13 protein-coding genes are annotated in these 16,683 nt (G+C 70.8%); 2 read left to right on the top strand and 11 right to left on the bottom strand.

Annotated elements, in window-relative coordinates:
• Positions 1-118 precede the first annotated feature (118 nt).
• From AXE84_RS06355 to AXE84_RS06345, 3 genes are read right to left on the bottom strand one after another with little or no spacing between them, the layout of a single operon-like run.
• Positions 119-1,585: a serine/threonine-protein kinase gene (locus AXE84_RS06355; protein ID WP_010613847.1), complete on the bottom strand. Its 1,467-nt coding sequence runs from the start codon at positions 1,583-1,585 to the stop codon at positions 119-121.
• A complete protein-coding gene (locus AXE84_RS06350; protein ID WP_029316477.1) occupies positions 1,585-3,777 on the bottom strand; it encodes an FHA domain-containing protein in 2,193 nt (730 codons plus the stop codon). The genes AXE84_RS06355 and AXE84_RS06350 overlap by 1 nt, the downstream gene beginning before the upstream one ends.
• A gap of 8 nt (positions 3,778-3,785) precedes the next feature.
• Entirely contained in the window at positions 3,786-4,352 is a 567-nt protein-coding gene (locus AXE84_RS06345; protein ID WP_236750216.1) for an FHA domain-containing protein, read from the bottom strand.
• Positions 4,353-4,596: 244 nt separating this feature from the next.
• Between AXE84_RS06345 and AXE84_RS06340 the strand changes: the two genes are divergently transcribed.
• Positions 4,597-5,142 (top strand): hypothetical protein, encoded by a 546-nt coding sequence (locus AXE84_RS06340; RefSeq protein ID WP_010613844.1) that lies wholly within the window; start codon positions 4,597-4,599, stop codon positions 5,140-5,142.
• Positions 5,143-5,264: 122 nt separating this feature from the next.
• Here the strand turns inward: AXE84_RS06340 and AXE84_RS06335 are convergent, their stop codons facing one another.
• The 7 genes from AXE84_RS06335 to metG form a co-directional block, all read right to left on the bottom strand.
• Complete coding sequence (locus tag AXE84_RS06335) at positions 5,265-7,175, bottom strand: ABC-F family ATP-binding cassette domain-containing protein (protein ID WP_060957260.1); 1,911 nt, start codon at positions 7,173-7,175, stop codon at positions 5,265-5,267.
• On the bottom strand, positions 7,175-8,161 hold the full coding sequence (locus tag AXE84_RS06330) for a 4-(cytidine 5'-diphospho)-2-C-methyl-D-erythritol kinase (protein ID WP_060957259.1): 987 nt from the start codon (positions 8,159-8,161) through the stop codon (positions 7,175-7,177). The genes AXE84_RS06335 and AXE84_RS06330 overlap by 1 nt, the downstream gene beginning before the upstream one ends.
• Positions 8,158-9,252 carry a 16S rRNA (adenine(1518)-N(6)/adenine(1519)-N(6))-dimethyltransferase RsmA gene (gene rsmA, locus AXE84_RS06325; protein ID WP_060957258.1) on the bottom strand — a complete coding sequence of 365 codons (1,095 nt, stop codon included), beginning with the start codon at positions 9,250-9,252 and terminating at the stop codon, positions 8,158-8,160. Before rsmA ends, AXE84_RS06330 begins: the two co-directional genes overlap by 4 nt.
• A gap of 129 nt (positions 9,253-9,381) precedes the next feature.
• Positions 9,382-10,269 carry a resuscitation-promoting factor gene (locus AXE84_RS06320; protein WP_060957257.1) on the bottom strand — a complete coding sequence of 296 codons (888 nt, stop codon included), beginning with the start codon at positions 10,267-10,269 and terminating at the stop codon, positions 9,382-9,384.
• 197 nt (positions 10,270-10,466) lie between these two features.
• A complete protein-coding gene (locus AXE84_RS06315; protein ID WP_010613840.1) occupies positions 10,467-11,471 on the bottom strand; it encodes a G5 domain-containing protein in 1,005 nt (334 codons plus the stop codon).
• Positions 11,472-11,790: 319 nt separating this feature from the next.
• The gene (locus AXE84_RS06310; protein WP_060957256.1) at positions 11,791-12,717 is read right to left on the bottom strand and encodes a TatD family hydrolase; all 927 of its coding nucleotides are present in this window, start codon (positions 12,715-12,717) and stop codon (positions 11,791-11,793) included.
• Positions 12,718-12,722: 5 nt separating this feature from the next.
• The gene (metG, locus tag AXE84_RS06305) at positions 12,723-14,570 is read right to left on the bottom strand and encodes a methionine--tRNA ligase (RefSeq protein ID WP_060957255.1); all 1,848 of its coding nucleotides are present in this window, start codon (positions 14,568-14,570) and stop codon (positions 12,723-12,725) included.
• A 255-nt stretch (positions 14,571-14,825) separates the two neighbouring features.
• Here metG and AXE84_RS06300 point away from each other — a divergent pair, with 255 nt between their 5' ends.
• Positions 14,826-15,902: a hypothetical protein gene (locus tag AXE84_RS06300; RefSeq protein WP_060957254.1), complete on the top strand. Its 1,077-nt coding sequence runs from the start codon at positions 14,826-14,828 to the stop codon at positions 15,900-15,902.
• Positions 15,903-16,048: 146 nt separating this feature from the next.
• Here AXE84_RS06300 and AXE84_RS06295 read toward each other — a convergent pair whose 3' ends face one another.
• The gene (locus AXE84_RS06295) at positions 16,049-16,651 is read right to left on the bottom strand and encodes an isochorismatase family protein (RefSeq protein ID WP_060957253.1); all 603 of its coding nucleotides are present in this window, start codon (positions 16,649-16,651) and stop codon (positions 16,049-16,051) included.
• Between the last annotated feature and the right edge of the window lie 32 nt (positions 16,652-16,683).

The following is a 16,683-nucleotide window of genomic DNA, read 5'->3' as shown; positions in this document are numbered from 1 at the left end:
CCGGTTCCCTCAAGCGCTGGGGCCCGCACTCCTGGACAGGAGTGCGGGCCCCAGTGGCTATGGTCTCGACGGCGCTCACTCAACGACGTCTCGGGCGTGATCCCCTCGGGACGCGACCTCAGGGAGTGTCGACGCAGGCGGTCTTGGCCGGGGACGCCTTACCGTCCGCGCGCACCGCGGTGACCTCGAGGCAGGTGCGAGCCGGCTGGGCGTCCACGACGACCTCATTGGTGCGCACGGAGTCCAGCTCGGTCTCCTCATCGGGCAGCTTGACCCGGTAGAGGTAGCTGCCGGACCAGTTCGTCTCCGGCTCACCCCAGCTGAACTTCACCGTGCCGTCGCCCTGCGCCTCGCCGACAATATCGCCGACCATGGGAACTGAGGCCTGCAGGGGGTTGGCGTCGGGCTGCGGGGCGATCGTGGCAATGGGATTGTTGGGCTTCTTCTGCTTGTCCTGGTTCTGGGAGACCACGATCGCGGCGACGACGGCCGCCACCATGGCCACGACCAGCAGACCGGTCAGCACGCCCCGCATGCGGTTCGGGCGGCCCGTCTCACCAGCCTCCGAGTCCGACGACGAGCCCTTGTCCTCGCCGTCGGGCTCCACCCGCATGGCGATGTGCTCGCTGGTGACATCGACCTGGTTGAACACCCCCATCTTCGTGGCGGTGTCGGTCTCGTCGTGACTGGGGCGCCGAGCCGACTTCGCGGCCTTGTCCGGCTCCTGGAACAGGTCAACGGTCGTGATCGGCAGGTCGAGCTCGGCCTGGACCTGCTGAAGCGCGCGGGCGAAGGCCAGCGCCGTCGGGTAGCGCGAGTCCGGGTTCTTGTCCATCGCCACCGACAGCACGCGGTGCAACGACGGCGGGGCGTCCTGGCGCCCCAGCGGAGGCAGGGGGTCCTTGACGATACGGCGGGAGAGCTCGTAGACATCCGGGATTCCGTCGGTCTCGAAGGGGCTGCGCCCCGTGAGCATCGCGAAGGTGGTCGCCCCCAAGGAGTAGATGTCGGAGGCGGGATTGGCCGAGCGCATCCCGACCAGCTGCTCGGGCGGGGCCCAGGGCACACTCATCCCCCGCAGCTCCTCGGTCCCCTCCGGGCCGCTCATGGCGGAGATGCCGAAGTCCGAGAGCACCGGACGACGGTACGTGGTGAACAGGATGTTGGCGGGCTTGATGTCCCGGTGGACGATGCCGGCCCGGTGAGCGGTCTCCACCGCTCCGGCGATCTGGATCGCCGTGGACAGGGTCTCAGCGACATTGAGGGGACCCTGGCGCAAGATGGCGCCCAGCTGCGGCGGCGGGCAGTACTCCATGACCAGGAAGGGGTGGCCATCGGCGGAGACGCCCGCACCGTAGATGGACAGGATGGCCGGGTGGGAGGAGACCCGCGCCATGAGGTTCGCCTCCGACTCGAAGCGGGAGGCGGTCTTGTCCTCCACGTCAGCGTTCATGACCTTGACCGCGACCTCGCGGCGGGGCATGTGCTGCTCGAAGAGGTAGACCGTGGAGTAGCCTCCCGCTCCGAGTCTCTCCAGGTACGTGAACCCGGAGATGACCGGAGGCGGTCCCTTGTGATCCAGCATCAGGGGAGGTTCTCAAAGGCGAGGGTCTGACCATCGCCGAGGTCGAGGACGTCTCCGCTGCGCAGGAGCACCGGGTTCGCCGAGGACAGGCGCACGGGCGCCTCGTTCTGGCGGTTGAGAACGGTGCCATTGCAGTTGCCCAGGTCCTGGGCCAGAACGCTCCACGCATCCAGGTCGATGAGGATGTGGTTGCGGGAGACGAGCTGGTTGGGGCTGGCGACGGTCAGCGGGCGGAGGGGGACCTCCGCGACGCTGGTGATGTCGTCGGCCACAGGGTTGCGACCCACCAGGAGGGGACGGTTGAGCTCGATGCTCTCGCCGCCGGAGGTGACCACTCGCCCCAGAGGGGGGCAGGCCACCGACTTGGCCGGACGGTTGAGCTCAGCTCCGCAGACGCGGCATACGGTGTAGTTCGTGGGGTTGGGGTGACCCTGGGGGCACACCGCCGACAGCACGATCCGGATGGCGTCGGGTTCACTGGGAGAGCTCGCCGAGACCGGGGTGGCCGGGCTGGAGGGCCCGGTGCCCACGAGGGAGACGAGCTCGCCGACCAGGTCCTCGGGCAGGCCGTTGATGGTCTGTCCGTCGTGGTCCCCACGACCGAGCTCCGCGGTCGCCGGCTCGCCGCCGGAGGGCTGCACGAACTCGACCACTGCAGCATCCGCGGACGCGGATCCGGTCGGCTCGGCGGCCTCCGCCGACTGGCTCGGCTCCAGGGGACCGAGCCCCTGGTTGAGCAGCTCGGCGCGCAGCTCCTGGGAGAGGTCCTCGGGCAGGCCGTTGATGGTCTGACCGTCGTGGTCCCCGGAGCGTACGGGCTCTTCCTCGGCGTGCGCCTGCGCGGCGGCCTCGGCAACAGCAGTGGCCTCCGCGACCACAGCGGCCTCGGCGGCCTCAACGGGCACGAAGTCGGCCGGGGTCTGGGCGACCTCGGTGACCTCAGTGGCAGCGTCCTTGATACCAGCAGCCTCAAGATCCTCGCTCGACGGGGGCGGAGGGGGCGGGATCATGGCCTCTGCCTCCTGAGCGGAGGGGATCGGCAGGGCCGGGATATCGAAGACGGGGGCGATCAGCAGATCCTCATCGGAGGTCTCCGGTGAGGACTGGGTGGCGACCTCAGCAGCCTCAGGGGTCTGGGCGTCCGGGATCGTAACAGGGGCCTCGACCGACTCGACCGGCTCGGGCGACAGCGTCACCTCGGTCACCTCGGTCACCTCGGTCACCTCAGCGGCCTCGGAGATACCGGCCACGACGGCCAGCAGGTCAGCGGGTCCCTCGGAGTCGGCGCTCAGGGCAGGCTCCTCGGAGGCGTCGGAGTCCTCGGTGGAGTCCTCGGACTGACCGGCGGTGGACTCGTCGGCTGCAGCAGCCTCAGCGGCCTCGAGGGACGCGGCGAGCTCGGCACCATCGAGGGCCTGCTGCTCGGCGTTGTCCTGCGCGATCTCGATGAGGTCGTCGACGACGTCAGCGGAAGCAGCGGTCTCGGCAGGCGCCCCTTCAGACGAGTCGTCCTGCTCCGAGCGTTCCGACGAGGCGGACTGACGGCGCGAGGCGCGGCGCGATGCCCGACGGGAGGACCGAGAGGTCCTCACGGCAGCAGCGGGGGTTCCGGCGGAGCCGGCAGAAGCGGTGGAGTAGTCAGGACCAGCCGGGTCAGGGTCATCGTCGTCGGAGTCACCGGACCCCTTCGACGATGCACGGCTGGGGGACGGGGTCCCGCTCGACTTCTCCGATCCGCGCAGCACCAGGTGACCGGTGCTCACGACGGCGTCAACCGCCGGGCGGCGCACCTGTCCGGCGCCGTCGGGCGCGCTGACGATGACCGAGTTGGGGGCGGTCACGGTCGTCTCGAACCAGGTGGTGACCGCGGAGGCGTCGAGCGCCTTGCCGTCGACCTCCATCTGCGGGGCACCGCGCAGCGCCACGTGGAAGACGTCCTCGGGCGCCGAGACGGCGAGCACGAAGTCCGGGATCGCACCCAGACGTCCGCCCATCCCCATCACCAGCTCATCCAGGGCCCGCGTCAGCGAGGCCTCCTCACTGCGCAGCAGCCGCCACAGGCGCTCGGTGAGGTCCTGCGGCACCGACGGGGGCAGGATCATCACAGCACGTGGCGTGACCACGCCTGTCCACGAACCCTCGGTCCACCAGACCTCGTTGTTCGCGCTGCTGTTCGGGCTGTTTGTCATCATTTTTCTCCTCAACGGACGATACAGACACCGTCACCCAAGTATGCCTGCCGTCCCCGGTGCACGTACTCCGCTCGGCCGGGTGAGAGTCGGTGAACCCCCTCCTCGTCCTCGATGTGGGTGCCGTTCGTCGAACCCAAATCTGTGACGAGAACCCCATCCGAAGCGGGCACGAAAAGAGCGTGCGTCTTGGACACGGAGTCCTCCGAACGGAGCACCGCGACGAGCTGCGCATCGGGGTGGGACTCGATCGGGGCCGGCCGACGCCCGAGAACAATCGGCCCCAGAACTGGGATTACTGAGCCCTCAACCACCAGGGAGCAGGCTGACACCGAGGTCGGCCTGGCACTGAGAAGAACCGTTCCGGCCAGTCGGTCGAACCAGGTGCGCTGTTCAGCACGCCATAGTGAGAGAATCCACAACACCAAGGGGGCCAGCCCTGCGGTTGCCACCAAAGACAGGCCTAAAAATGCGACGTAAATCACCGCCGAGCGTCCAGGAGGGCTATTCGTCTCCGCAACCCTCCGCAGCCGGACCCCCGTCACCAGCCCACCGGGTGTGGCGCCTGTCATCGCCATCATGGCAGTCATCACAGCAAGAAGCAGCACAACCGCCCCGACAGCGAATAAGATTCCACAGCAGCGCTCCGTGACGGCACACAGTGCGATGATGAGCCCCGCATCCACCAGCACGCGGACCACACGTCGGCGTGCGGATGCAGGCATAATTGTCGTATGTCGCTCTCGGGTCCTCATAGGACAGACATGGTAGGCGCCCAGCCCACTGCCTCGCAGTCGGATGACGTCTCGGAAGGAACACACAGTGCAGATCGCGGTCACTCCTGATCCCCAGCGATGGGTGATCATCCCGCCCTTCCCACCTCCGGGGTGGGCGCGGGAGGAGGCCAGGCACCGCAGCGCCCACCTGGGAGTGACCGGACCGCAGTGGCGCTCCGAGCTGGAGTCCTTGCTCAACGAGTTGCAGGCCATGGAGCGCCAGGGGCGCTTCGCCCGTCTCATGCATATCGACGACGTCGCCCATCCGCCCTTCGTCGTCGACCTCAGTCTGGAGATCGCCAAGGATGACGGCTCCAAGGAGGGGCGCCGTGCCACCCAGCGTCATCTCGTCGCCGCGCTCCTGCCCGAGGCCGAGCTGGTGCGTCTACGGCCGGGCCCGGACATGGTGGGGTTCTCCGCCTTCTACGAGTCCAACGGCCCCACCCAGGGCGTCGTCGTCCTGAGGCTGGCGGGCCTGCCCACAGTCCCGGTGGACCTGGTCATGCGCCTGTGGGGTGCCGCCGCCGAGGACATCGCCCCCAACCTGGATCATCTCGTCGAGCTGGCCCGCCAGGTCGCCCCCGTCGTCTGAGCGGCCCGGGCAGTCATGAGCAGCGACGACGCCGCTCCAGTCCCCGCCTCATCCCTCTCCCCGAGCCCCGCTCCCTCCCCACTGCTTCCAGCGACAAGGCCCCAGGGCCGCCACGGCGCCTTTCAGTCCTCCAGCGCCTCCGCCGCCTCGAGCCACTGCTCCTCCAGATCGGCGTGGGTCGCCTCAGCGGCCACGAGCTCACGGCCGAGCTCGGCCAGCTCCCCGACCCGGTTCGGGTCTGCCGAGACCTCCTCCATGCGCGCGTGCAGGGCGGCGAGGGACTGAGCCGCACGCTCCATCTTGCGCTCGATGCGCCCCAGGGCTTTGCGGGCCTCGTGTCGGCGGGCCCCGCTCGAGGCGCTGCGCTCAGAGGTGGACTCGCCTGCCGTCCGCGTCGCCGCGGATGCCGCAGCGCCTGCTGAGGTTCTCGGGCCCCCGACGCCGCCCATGGCCTCGCGGCGCATCTGGAGGTACTGCTCGACCCCGCCGGGCAGATCACGCACGCTGCCATCGCCCAGCAGCGCCACCTGGTGGTCGGTCACCCGTTCCAGGAGGTAGCGGTCGTGGGAGACGACCACGAGGGTGCCGGGGAAGGAGTCGAGGATGTCCTCGACGGCGGCCAGGGTGTCGGTGTCCAGGTCGTTGGTGGGCTCGTCGAGCAGGAGCACATTGGGCTCGGTCATGAGCAGGCGCAGGAGCTGGAGGCGACGGCGCTCCCCGCCGCTGACCTCCCCGACCCGGGTCCATGCGCGCTGACGGGTGAAGCCCAGGCGCTCGACGAGCTGGGCCGCCGTCATCTCCTTGTCCCCGACCATGACTCTCTCCCCCACCATGGCCACGGCCTCGACGACGCGCAGGTCCGCGAGCGCGTCGAGCTCGTGAGTGGACTGGGACAGGGTGGCCACCTGAACGGTCTTGCCGCGGGCGACGCGGCCTTCAGTGGGCTCCTGGACGCCTTCGAGCAGGCGCAGCAGGGTGGTCTTGCCGGCGCCGTTGACGCCGACGACGCCGACGCGCTCGCCGGGCGCGAGCCGCCAGGTGACGCGGCGCAGGATCTCCCGCTGGGTCGCCTCGCCGGTGTCAGTGGGCGGCCCGGGGTAGCGCACGGTGACGTCCTCCAGGTCGAGGACCTTCTTGCCCAGGCGGGCCGTGGCCATGGCGGTCAGGGCCACGGTGTCGCGCGGGGGCGGCACGTCGGCGATGAGGGCCTCGGCGGCATCGATACGGAAGCGGGGCTTGGAGGTGCGGGCGGGGGCGCCGCGACGCAGCCAGGCCAGCTCCTTGCGCAGGAGGTTCTCCCGCTTGACGGCGGCCACGGCGGCCTGGCGGGCGCGCTCGGCCCGGGCCAGGACGTAGGCGGCGTAGCCGCCGTCGTAGGTCTCGATGCGGCCGGCCACCTGGGGGCGCCCGCCGCCGGGGTCGATGCCGGGGACGACCTCCCACACGTTGGTACAGATGGCGTCCAGGAACCAGCGGTCGTGGGTGACGGTGACCAGGGCGCCGGAGGCCCGGCCGCCCGGGCCGTTGAAGCGGGCCCGCAGGTGGCGGGCGAGCCAGTCCACGCCCTCGACGTCGAGGTGGTTGGTGGGCTCGTCGAGGATGACGACGTCGGCGCGGCGGGTGAGGACCGCGGCCAGGGCGACGCGGCGGCGCTGGCCCCCGGAGAGGGTGGCGACGTCGGCGGACAGGTCGAGGTCGGCGATGAGCCCGGCGTGGATGTCACGGACGGCCGGGTCGGAGGCCCACTCGTGCTCGGGGGCCTGGCCGTGGATGGCGGTGCGCACGGTGGCGCCCGGCGGCAGGTCGTCGGCCTGGCTGAGGACCGCCACGCTCACGCCGCCGGTGCGGGTGACGCGACCGCCGTCGGGCTCGCGCCGACCGGCCAGGGCCGCCAGGAAAGTGGATTTGCCGGCGCCGTTGGGGCCCAGGACGCCGACGCGGGTGCCGTCCTCCAGTCCCAGGGTGACCTCGTCCAGGAGCAGGCGGGAGCCGACGGTCAGGCGCAGGTTCTCCACGCCGAGCAGGTGCGCCATCAGCCCACCACCCGGGCGCCGGCCACGGGGGCGTCGGCGCGCAGGACGTCGGCGACCAGGCCCGAGGCCTTCAGTGCGCGTGAGACCCGTTGGGCGTCGCCGGGGTCCTCGACGAGGGCGGCGATGGTGGGGCCGGAGCCGGAGACGATGGCGCGAAGGGCCCCGGCCTCCTCAGCCACGGCGATGACCTCGGCCAGCTCGGGGCGCAGGTCAAGGGCGGCGGCCTGGAGGTCGTTGTGGAGGGAACCGGCCAGGGCTTGGGCGTCCCCGGCGCGCAGGGCGGCGGTGAGGGCCTCGGGCACATCGCGCACGGCGGGATGCCCGCCACCGGTCAGCTCGTCGAAGCGGTGGAAGACCGCCGGGGTGGACAGGCCCTCCTCGGCCAGGGCGAAGACCCAGTGGTAGGCGCCCCGGGTCATGATCGGGGTGACCAGGTCGCCGCGGCCGCTCCCGACGGCCGTGGCCCCGGTCAGGGGGAAGGGGACGTCGGCCCCCAGGCGCGCGGCCAGGGCGGAGAGCTCGGGCAGGGACAGGCCCGTGCCCCACAGGGCGTTGCAGGCCACGAGGGCGGCGGCGGCGTCGGCGGATCCTCCGGCCATCCCGCCGGCGACGGGGACGCGCTTGCGCAGCAGGAGGTCGACGCCCTCGCTGACGCCGGTGGTCTGCGCCAGGAGCGTGGCGGCCCGCACGGCCAGGTTGGACTCGTCCGCCGGCACGTCGGCGTCGGGCTCCTCGAGGGTGAGGGTGACGGTGCCGTGGTCCTGGGCGGACTGCCTGCGGGCGGTGACGGTCTCGATGAGGCGGACCGCCTGGAAGACCGTGGTGAGCGGGTGGTAGCCGTCGGGGCCGGGGGCGCCGACGGACAGGAAGAGGTTGACCTTGCCGGGGGCCTCGACGCGCACCGAGCTGGCCGAGCCGCTGCGGGGCGGCACGGTGGACTCGCGCGGACCGGTGGGGCCGTCGGGGACGGCACGCAGATGGCTCATGACTGCTCCTGTGAGGTGGGAGGCGTTGGCGCGGCGGTCTCATCGGCGGCGACGGGCTGCAGCACCTCGGCCAGGGCGGCGAAGGCGGTGATGTCGAGGGTCTCGCCGCGCCGCGTCGGGTCGATGCCGGCGGCGCGCAGGGCGGACTCGGCGGCGTCGGCCCCTCCGGCGAGCCTGGCCAGGGCCTTGCGCAGGGTCTTGCGGCGCTGGGCGAAGGCGGCATCAACCACGGCGAAGACCTGCTCGCGGGTGGCGCGCGTGGTGGGGGGACGACGGCGCACGAGCTCGACGAGGGCGGAGTCGACGTTGGGCACGGGCCAGAAGACGTGGCGGGAGATGGTCAGGGTGCGGCGGGCGGCCGCGTACCAGGCGGCCTTGACGCTGGGGACCCCGTAGGTCCGCGAGCCGGGTTCGGCGGCGAGGCGGTCGGCGACCTCGGCCTGGACCATGACGGTGACGCTCTCCAGGCTGGGCAGGGCCTCCAGCGCGGTGAGCAGAACGGGGACGGCCACGTTGTAGGGCAGGTTCGCCACGAGGCGGGTGGGAGGGGCCCCGGCATCGCCCAGCGAGTCCGGGCCGGTGATGCTCAGCGCGTCGGCCTGGATGAGGGTCAGGCGGCCGGCGGCCGGCGGCATGCGGTCGGCGACGGTGATGGGGAGCGCCCGGGCCAGGGCGGGGTCAATCTCGACGGCGACCACTCGCGCCCCGGTCTCGAGGAGGGCCAGGGTCAGGGAGCCCAGGCCCGGCCCGATCTCCAGGACCGTGTCCTGGGGGCGCACGCCTGCGCTCCTGACGATGCGGCGCACGGTGCCGGCGTCGTGGACGAAGTTCTGCCCCAGCGTCTTGGTGGGGCGGATGCCCAGCGCCTGGGACAGGCCGCGGACCTCAGCGGGGCCCAGGAGGCCTGCGGCCCGGGAGCCCGCGGAGGCGCCGTGATCCTCAGGATCCCGGGGGTCCTGGTGGGTGTGCTCCGCTCGGGCGGCTTCGGCGGGGGTCTCGGAGGTGGCCTCACAGGCTCCTGCAGGGTCGTGCCCGTCGATGGGGGCGGCTCCTGCCGGGGGCACCTGTGACTCGGGGGCCGGCAACGTCATGGGGACACAGTAACCGGCGCCCGCCTTTTGTCACTGTGAGATGTCTGGGAACATGCCGCATGCTCTCTGCATGATCGGGATGATCGAGCCCCGGGGCGTGCGCGACGCCCCGGACGCGGCTCGGGCCGCTCAGCGCAGGCCGAGCTTGTCGGCGCAGCCGGGCCACTGGCCCCAGCCGGACTGGGCCTGGAGCTTCTTGGCCATGGCGGTCTGGGTGGCGGCATCGGCCTCGTGGGGGTAGCCGGTTCCGCCCAGGGACTGCCAGGTCTCCAGGGTGAACTGGTACATGCCGTAGAAGCCGTTGCCGGTGTTGGTCGCCGGGTTGCCGCCGGACTCGCACTGGGCGAGCTGGGCCCAGACACCGTCGTCTCCGGCACCGCCGCCGGTCGTGCCGGCACTGCCGCCGGACGCCGAACCGCCAGAACCTCCGGAGGACTCCGAGGGTGCCTGAGTCTGACCCTGCCCCTGAGACTGGCCCTGCCCCTGAGACTGTTCCGGCTTGCTCTCCTGCTTCTTGGCCGCCCCGGTGCCCACCAGAACGACCTCATCGACCTTCTGGGTGACGACGACCTGGGCGACAGGAGTGCGGGAGACCTCCTTGCCGCCCACGGTGGTGACCTCGTAGGTGGTGCGCACGACGCCGTCGACACCCGCCGTGGCCACCTTGGTCTCGCCTTCAGACAGATCGCTGCTCTCCTGCTGGACCGACCCGTGGGGGTCGGCGGCTTCGACCGTCTCGGTGGTGACCTTCTGGGTACTCGGCGTGACCGAGACTCGGCTGCGACCGCCTTCAGCCCCCAGACCATCGGTGCCCTTCGCGTCCGCCTCGACACCGGAGGTGCGCGAGGGCTCCCCCGCGCGGACAGCGGCGTACGCGGCCCCGGAGACCGCGACCGACAGGGCCAGAGCCGCCAGGCCGGCGCGCAGCGCGATGGTGCGCATGCCGTGCTGCTCCTGGGCCGCGTCCTGCGGCTCCTCCGGCAAGGCGTGGTCGTGGGAACGAGCGAGGGGAGTCATGGGGAGACGTCCTTCCAGTTGACGGCGAGTGCCACGGTAGTGGAAGCGTGACGGCGACGACAATAAAGCACCTCACGCCGGCGTGACCTGCGTCCCATGACAATGGCGACGGCGCCAGTCTCACTAGGAGACGGGCGCCGTCGACGACGTTCCGGGTGCCGCGAGGCGAGATGCCGTCCCGAGCGGGCCGCTTCGGCTCAGTACCAACCGACGGACTCGGAGTGAGCCCAGGCCGAGCAGGGGGTGCCGTAGCGGCCGGAGATGTAGTTCAGGCCCCAGGTGATCTGGGTGGTGGGGTTGGTGGCCCAGTCGTCGGCGACCTCACTCATCTTGGTGCCGGGCAGCGCCTGGGGGATGCCGTAGGCGCCCGAGGAGGCGTTCTCGGCCTGGTAGTTCCAGCTGGACTCACGGGTCCACAGGCTCTCCAGGCAGGAGAACTCGGAGTCCCCCCAACCGTGGCCGGCCATCATGGAGCGGGCGATGGCCTTGGCGCTGTCGGGGTCGGTCCCCGCACCGGGGTTGGCCGCGGGCGCCGCAGTGCTGCTGTTCGAGCCCTCACTGCCCCCGTTGGCCTGGGCGGCCTGACCGTCACCGGCCGACTGAGCCTGCTGGGCGGCCTCCTGCTGGGCCTGCTGCTCGCCGGTGCCCACCAGGACGACCTCGTCCACCTTCTTGGTGACGACGACCTGGGCGATCGGGGTGCGGGAGACCTCCTTGCCGTCCTGAGTGGTGACCTCGTAGGTGGTGCGCACGAGACCATCAACGCCGGCGGTCTCAACCTTGGTCTCACCCTTGGGCAGGGAGTCGGTCTCCTTCTTCACCGTGCTGTGAACCTGGGGCTCATCGACGGTGGTGGTGGAGGTTTGGGCGCTGGCGATCTTGCCGGCGCCGGCCTTCGGTGTGGCGGCGGCCTTGGCCTGTCCGTCCGACTCACCGCCGATCAGCCCGAAGGAACCGCCCGCGGAGGAGCTACCCTCGTCATCCCCTGCGGAGATGGCCGCGTAGGCGGCACCGGAGACCGCCAGGGAGAAGGCCGCAGCTGCACCCCCTGCCTTGAAGAGCATGGGGGTCAGGGAGGTCTTGGCGGGCCCCTCGGCGCGACGACGGCCGTGACCACCGGAGGCGGTCCGCTTCTTGGTGGCCAAGGAGCCAAGGCCGGAGAGTGTAGTACTCAGGGAGCTGGTCTGGGAGTGACGACCCACGATAGAACTTCCTTCGTTTGACGACTGCGTGTCACCGTAACCGATGACCCAGGGGCGTGCCAATGCACCTGCTCACACCCTGTGCGCTTGTGATGGAACCGTGCAGACAGGCCCTGATCCCCACCTGTCACCCACCTGGGACACCCCTGGAAGAACGATGTCAACCTGGGAGGCATCGTCCGGACAAAACCGGCCACGGCACCACTGCTGCGCCCTCTTTTCCTCTTCCCGGGATGGCGACCTCCTCCCCCGCAGGATGTCAGGGTCCATAGGTCTGAGCCCGGGTGGTTCCCGTCGGTCCTCGGCCGACCCACGGCAATCACCAGGCCCCGTAGACCGCTTCGGTGGTGGCCTGCAGACGCCGGCAGAGGTCTTCCTCACTCAGGCCCCGCTGCTCAGCCAGGAAGCGGACCGTGTCACCCAGCAGGTAGGAGGCATTGGGGCGGCCGCGCCAGCGCTTGGGCGGGAGGTAGGGGGCGTCGGTCTCCACTAGGAGCAGCGCGTCGGGCAGGGCGGCGACCGCCTCCCGCAGAGAGTCGTTGGCCGGGTAAGTGAGCGGGCCGGCGATGGAGGCGTACCAGCCGTGCTCAGCACAGGCGGCGGCCAGCTGCGGCCCACCTGAGAAGCAGTGGAAGACGGTGCGCTCGGGGGCGCCGTCGGCCTTGAGGACCTCCACGCAGGCGGCGTGCGCGTCACGGTCGTGGATCTGCAGGGGCAGGTCGAGGTCCTTGGCCAGGGCAATGTGTGCCCGGAAGGCCTCACGCTGGGCGACGGCCCCCTTTTCACCGGTGCGGAAGAAATCCAGGCCGCTCTCCCCGACGGCGACGACGACGTCGGCGTTCGCCCTGAGCGTCTCCTCCAGGCGCACCATGACCTCCTCGAGCGGCTCGGCATGGTGCTCCTGAGCCCGCGGCTCGAGCCCGTCGGGGCCGGTCTCGCGCACTCCGGCGTGCAGGACGGCCTCGTTGGGGTGCACGGCCAGGGCCACGCGCACTCCCGGCAGCTCACGGGCCTGGGCCAGGCTCTCCCGCCAGGTGGTGACCTCGCAGGCGGAGGTCACCACGCGGGTCACGCCCACGGCGGCGGCGCGCTCGACCAGCTCGGCGGCGCTCAGCGGCGCCTCGGAGCCGGGGCCGCCGGCGTCCGCCGCGACCGGTAGGTGCGTGTGGTTGTCGGTGACCGGGGCCGCCAACGGGGCGACGGCGTCGGCCGGCGGCCAGGAGCGGTCGCGTTTCTTCGAGCCCATGGATCTCAGGAGCCGGTGACGTCGTCGGGCACGGAGTCGGCGTAACGGGCCAGCTCGGCCTCGACGATCGACTCGTCCAGCTTGGTGAACACCGGGGCCGGCTTGGCCACGGGAGTGCCGACGGTCACCGGGTGGCGCCCCCAGGTGGGGGCGTCCTGGTAGTCGCCGGTGATGATCGGGTAGCCGGAGCGACCGTCGAAGGCCTCGGGCAGGTGGTCGGGGTCGAGCTCGTCGACCTCCTCGATGCGGGGCATCGGGGCGATCCGGCCGCTTCCGCCCAGGACCCGGTCGACGTCGTTGGCGGCGTGCGGCAGGAAGGGCGAGAGCATGAGGTTGAGGTCGGTGACCGCCTGGGCCAGCGTGTGCAGGACCGTGGCCAGGCGGGCCTGGGTGGCGGGGTCCTCACCCTTGAGCTTGAAGGGCTGGGTGTCGGCCACGTACTTGTTGGCCTCGCCGACCAGGCGCATCGCCTCCCCCAGGGCCGCCTTCTGGCGGTGCTGGGCGATGAGGTCTCCCACGGAGGCGAAACCGGCCTCGACGGCGTCGAGCAGGGCCCGGTCGATGTCCTCCAGCTCGGCGGACTCAGGGATCTGCCCGAAGCGCTTGTGGATCATGGAGGCGGTGCGGTTGACCAGGTTGCCCCAGCCGGCCACGAGCTCGCCGTTGGTGCGCCGCACGAACTCCGCCCAGGTGAAGTCCGCGTCCGCGGTCTCCGGGCCGGCCGCGCAGATGAAGTAGCGCAGGGCGTCGGCCTGGTAGCGCTCGAGGAAGTCACGCACGTAGATGACGATGCCGTGGGAGGAGGAGAACTTCTTGCCCTCCATGGTGAGGAACTCGCTGGAGACGACCTCGGTGGGCAGGTTGAGCACGCCCAGGCGCCCGGGCTCGCCGCCGGCCGCGCCCTGGCCGTTGTAGCCCAGGAGCTCGGCGGGCCAGATCTGGGAGTGGAAGACGATATTGTCCTTGCCCATGAAGTAGTAGGACAGGGCCTGGGGGTCGTTCCACCAGGCACGCCACGCATCGGGGTCGCCACTGCGGCGCGCCCACTCCACGGAGGCGGACAGGTAGCCGATAACGGCGTCGAACCAGACGTAGAGGCGCTTGGTGGGCTGGTCCTCCCAGCCGGGCACCGGGATGCCCCAGTCGATGTCCCGGGTCATGGCGCGCGGGCGGATGTCCCCCAGGAGGTTCTGGGAGAACTTGATGACGTTGGGCCGCCAGGTGCCGGAGGCCTCGCGCTCGTCGAGCCAGGCACCCAGGGCCTGAGCCAGGGCGGGCAGGTCGAGGAACCAGTGAGTGGTCTCCACGAACTCGGGGGTCTCACCGTTGATCCGCGAGCGTGGGCTGATGAGGTCGGTGGGGTCGAGCTGGTTGCCGCAGGTGTCGCACTGGTCCCCGCGGGCGCCGTCGGCGCCGCAGATCGGGCAGGTGCCCTCGATGTAGCGGTCGGGGAGGGTGCGCCCGGTGGAGGGGGAGATCGCCGAGCGGGTCACCTGCTGGACCATGTAGCCGTTGTCCCGCACGGTGGTGAACATGTCCTGGACCACGTGGTAGTGGTTGCCGGCGGTGGTGCGGGTGAACAGGTCGTAGGACAGGCCCAGGGCCACGAGGTCCTCGACGATGAGCCGGTTGTTGCGGTCGGCGAGCTCACGGGCGCTGAGGCCCTCCTCGTCGGCGGCGACGAGGATCGGGGTGCCGTGCTCATCGGTGCCCGAGACCATGAGGACGTCATGACCGGCCATGCGCATGTAGCGCGAGAAGACGTCAGAGGGAACACCGAAGCCGGCGACGTGGCCGATGTGACGCGGGCCGTTGGCGTACGGCCAGGCGACTGCGGACAGGATGTGGGTCATGGAGGTCAGCCTATCGGGTTCCCGACCGATTCAGTCCACGGCACAGATCTGGTCCACCGCCTGCGGGGCACCACCTCCTCCCGGTAGTCTGTCCGAGTCGTGCGGCTCCCGCCCGGTGATTGTTCCGACATATCGACACCTCCTGTGAGGTCTCGGGTGCGCTGCGAGCTTCCAGCATCGCGTTGCTGCCGTGCACGCCGTCATGATGTGTTCCCACGCGCCTCTCACGGACACGATGGACCAGAAAGGCCAGTTATGTCCCAGTACCCCGGCTCCCAGTACCCAGCGAGCTCAGCAGGCTGGTCGGCCAACGGCTACGACCCGGCTCTCGCCGGCGGTCAGCCTCAGCCCTCGCAGTACCCGCCGGCCGCCCCGTTCCAGTCGCCTCAGGGCGGTTACTCAGGTGCCGCGAGCCAGCCGACGACGTCCAGGAGCCTGGCCGCCCCGACAGCCTTGGCGGCGGCCGGCCTGGCCATCCTCCTCATCGCCATCATCGGCGGAATCGGCTCGGCGGTCACCCGCGGCCAGTACAACGCCACCATCACCGACCTGCCAGGCGACCAGGCCGCCACGGTGAAGCTGGACAAGGGCAGCACCTACGGGCTGTTCTACAGCGACGGCGACGACGCTCCGGAGTGCTCGGTGACCTCTCCTGATGGCGACGACGTCAACACGAAGTCCAGCTCGTCATCCACGAAGGTCAAGGGCGGCAAGCTCTTCTCGACCTTCTCCTCCCAGAAGTCTGGCGCCTACACCGTTGACTGCAACAGCACGGCGGGAGTCTCCATGGGTGAGATCATCGCCCCCTCGTCGGCAACGGCCACTCTGATGTCCCTGTTCGGGGTTGTCGGCGCGATCATTATGGCGGTGGTGGGCCTGGCGATGGGCGCCGGCGGCATGGCCTGGCGCTCCAAGCTGGCAGCCGCCGGTACGGCTCCGACCACGGCGGGCGAGGCCTTCAGCACGACGAGCGGCGCGGCGCCCGGGACCCCGACGGTCTACACCCAGGGGGCCTGGCAGTCCGACCAGCAGCCCCAGGCGGCGCAGTACGCTCAGCAGCCCCAGTACCAGCAGCCCGAGCCGGCCCCCCAGCAGGCCCCTTACGCAGCTTCGGCCGCGGGAGCGGGAGCCCAGCCCCAGTACTCGCAGGTGGCCCCGACCGCCCAGTTCGGGTGGACAGGGCAGCAGCAGGCTCAGCAGCAGCCTCAGGCCGCGCAGCCCTCGGTCTTCACTCAGCCCATGCAGCAGGGCCAGCAGGGCCAGCACAACCCGCAGGCGCAGCCCGGGCAGCCCGGACAGTACCAGCAGCCCGGCGGCTGGCCGGCCCAGTAGCCCGTCTCAGGCAACGCATGGGTGCCCTCGCCGAGGCAATCGGCGAGGGCACCCATGGTGTTTTCGGGGTGATTCGGGGCCACCGCGGCGACCGGCCCCGGTGAGCAGCCTGGCGGGCAGCCCCGGTGACTGATGCGAGCGGTCCTTCAGTGGGAGGGGGCCAGCTCGATACCGGCGGCGCTCATGTCGGCGCGGGCGATGCGTCCCAGCTCGGGACTGACCGGTTCGGTCAGATCGGTCAGGACCCGCACCCGGTAACCCTGTCGGACCGCGTCCAGGGCGGTGTCCTTGACGCAGTGGGACTCGGCCAGGCCGACGACGTCGACGGCCTCGATACGGGCGGCGCTCAGGATGCCGGCCAGGGTGCGCCCGTCCTCGTCCACGCCCTCGAAACCGGAGTAGGCGGCGGCGTACTGGCCCTTCTTCACGGCGGCGTCGGCCTCGAGTCCGTTCAGGGCGGGGTGGAGTTGGGCCTCGGCGGAGTCGGCTACGCCGTGAACGGGCCAGGTGTCGATGAAGTCGGGTTCGCTGGAGAAGTGCTCTCCAGGGTCGATGTGCCAGTCCTGGGTGGTGACCACCAGGTCGTAGTCCCCCCGGTGAGAGGACAGGTAGGCGGCGATGCGCTCGGCGACGGCGTTGCCGCCACTCACCGGCAGGGCACCTCCCTCGCAGAAGGTGGGCTGGACGTCGACGATGATGAGGGCCCGGCGAGCGGGGGCCTGGGAACCGGTGCGGTGCTCGGTGTTCATGACACGACCATAGCGGGATCGGCCCCGACAGG

Origin of the sequence: Actinomyces oris (assembly GCF_001553935.1) — a bacterium.
GTDB classification, from domain to species: domain Bacteria; phylum Actinomycetota; class Actinomycetes; order Actinomycetales; family Actinomycetaceae; genus Actinomyces; species Actinomyces oris_A.
Note: the sequence above shows the minus strand (reverse complement) of the source record. Positions and strands in the feature narration are given on the sequence as shown.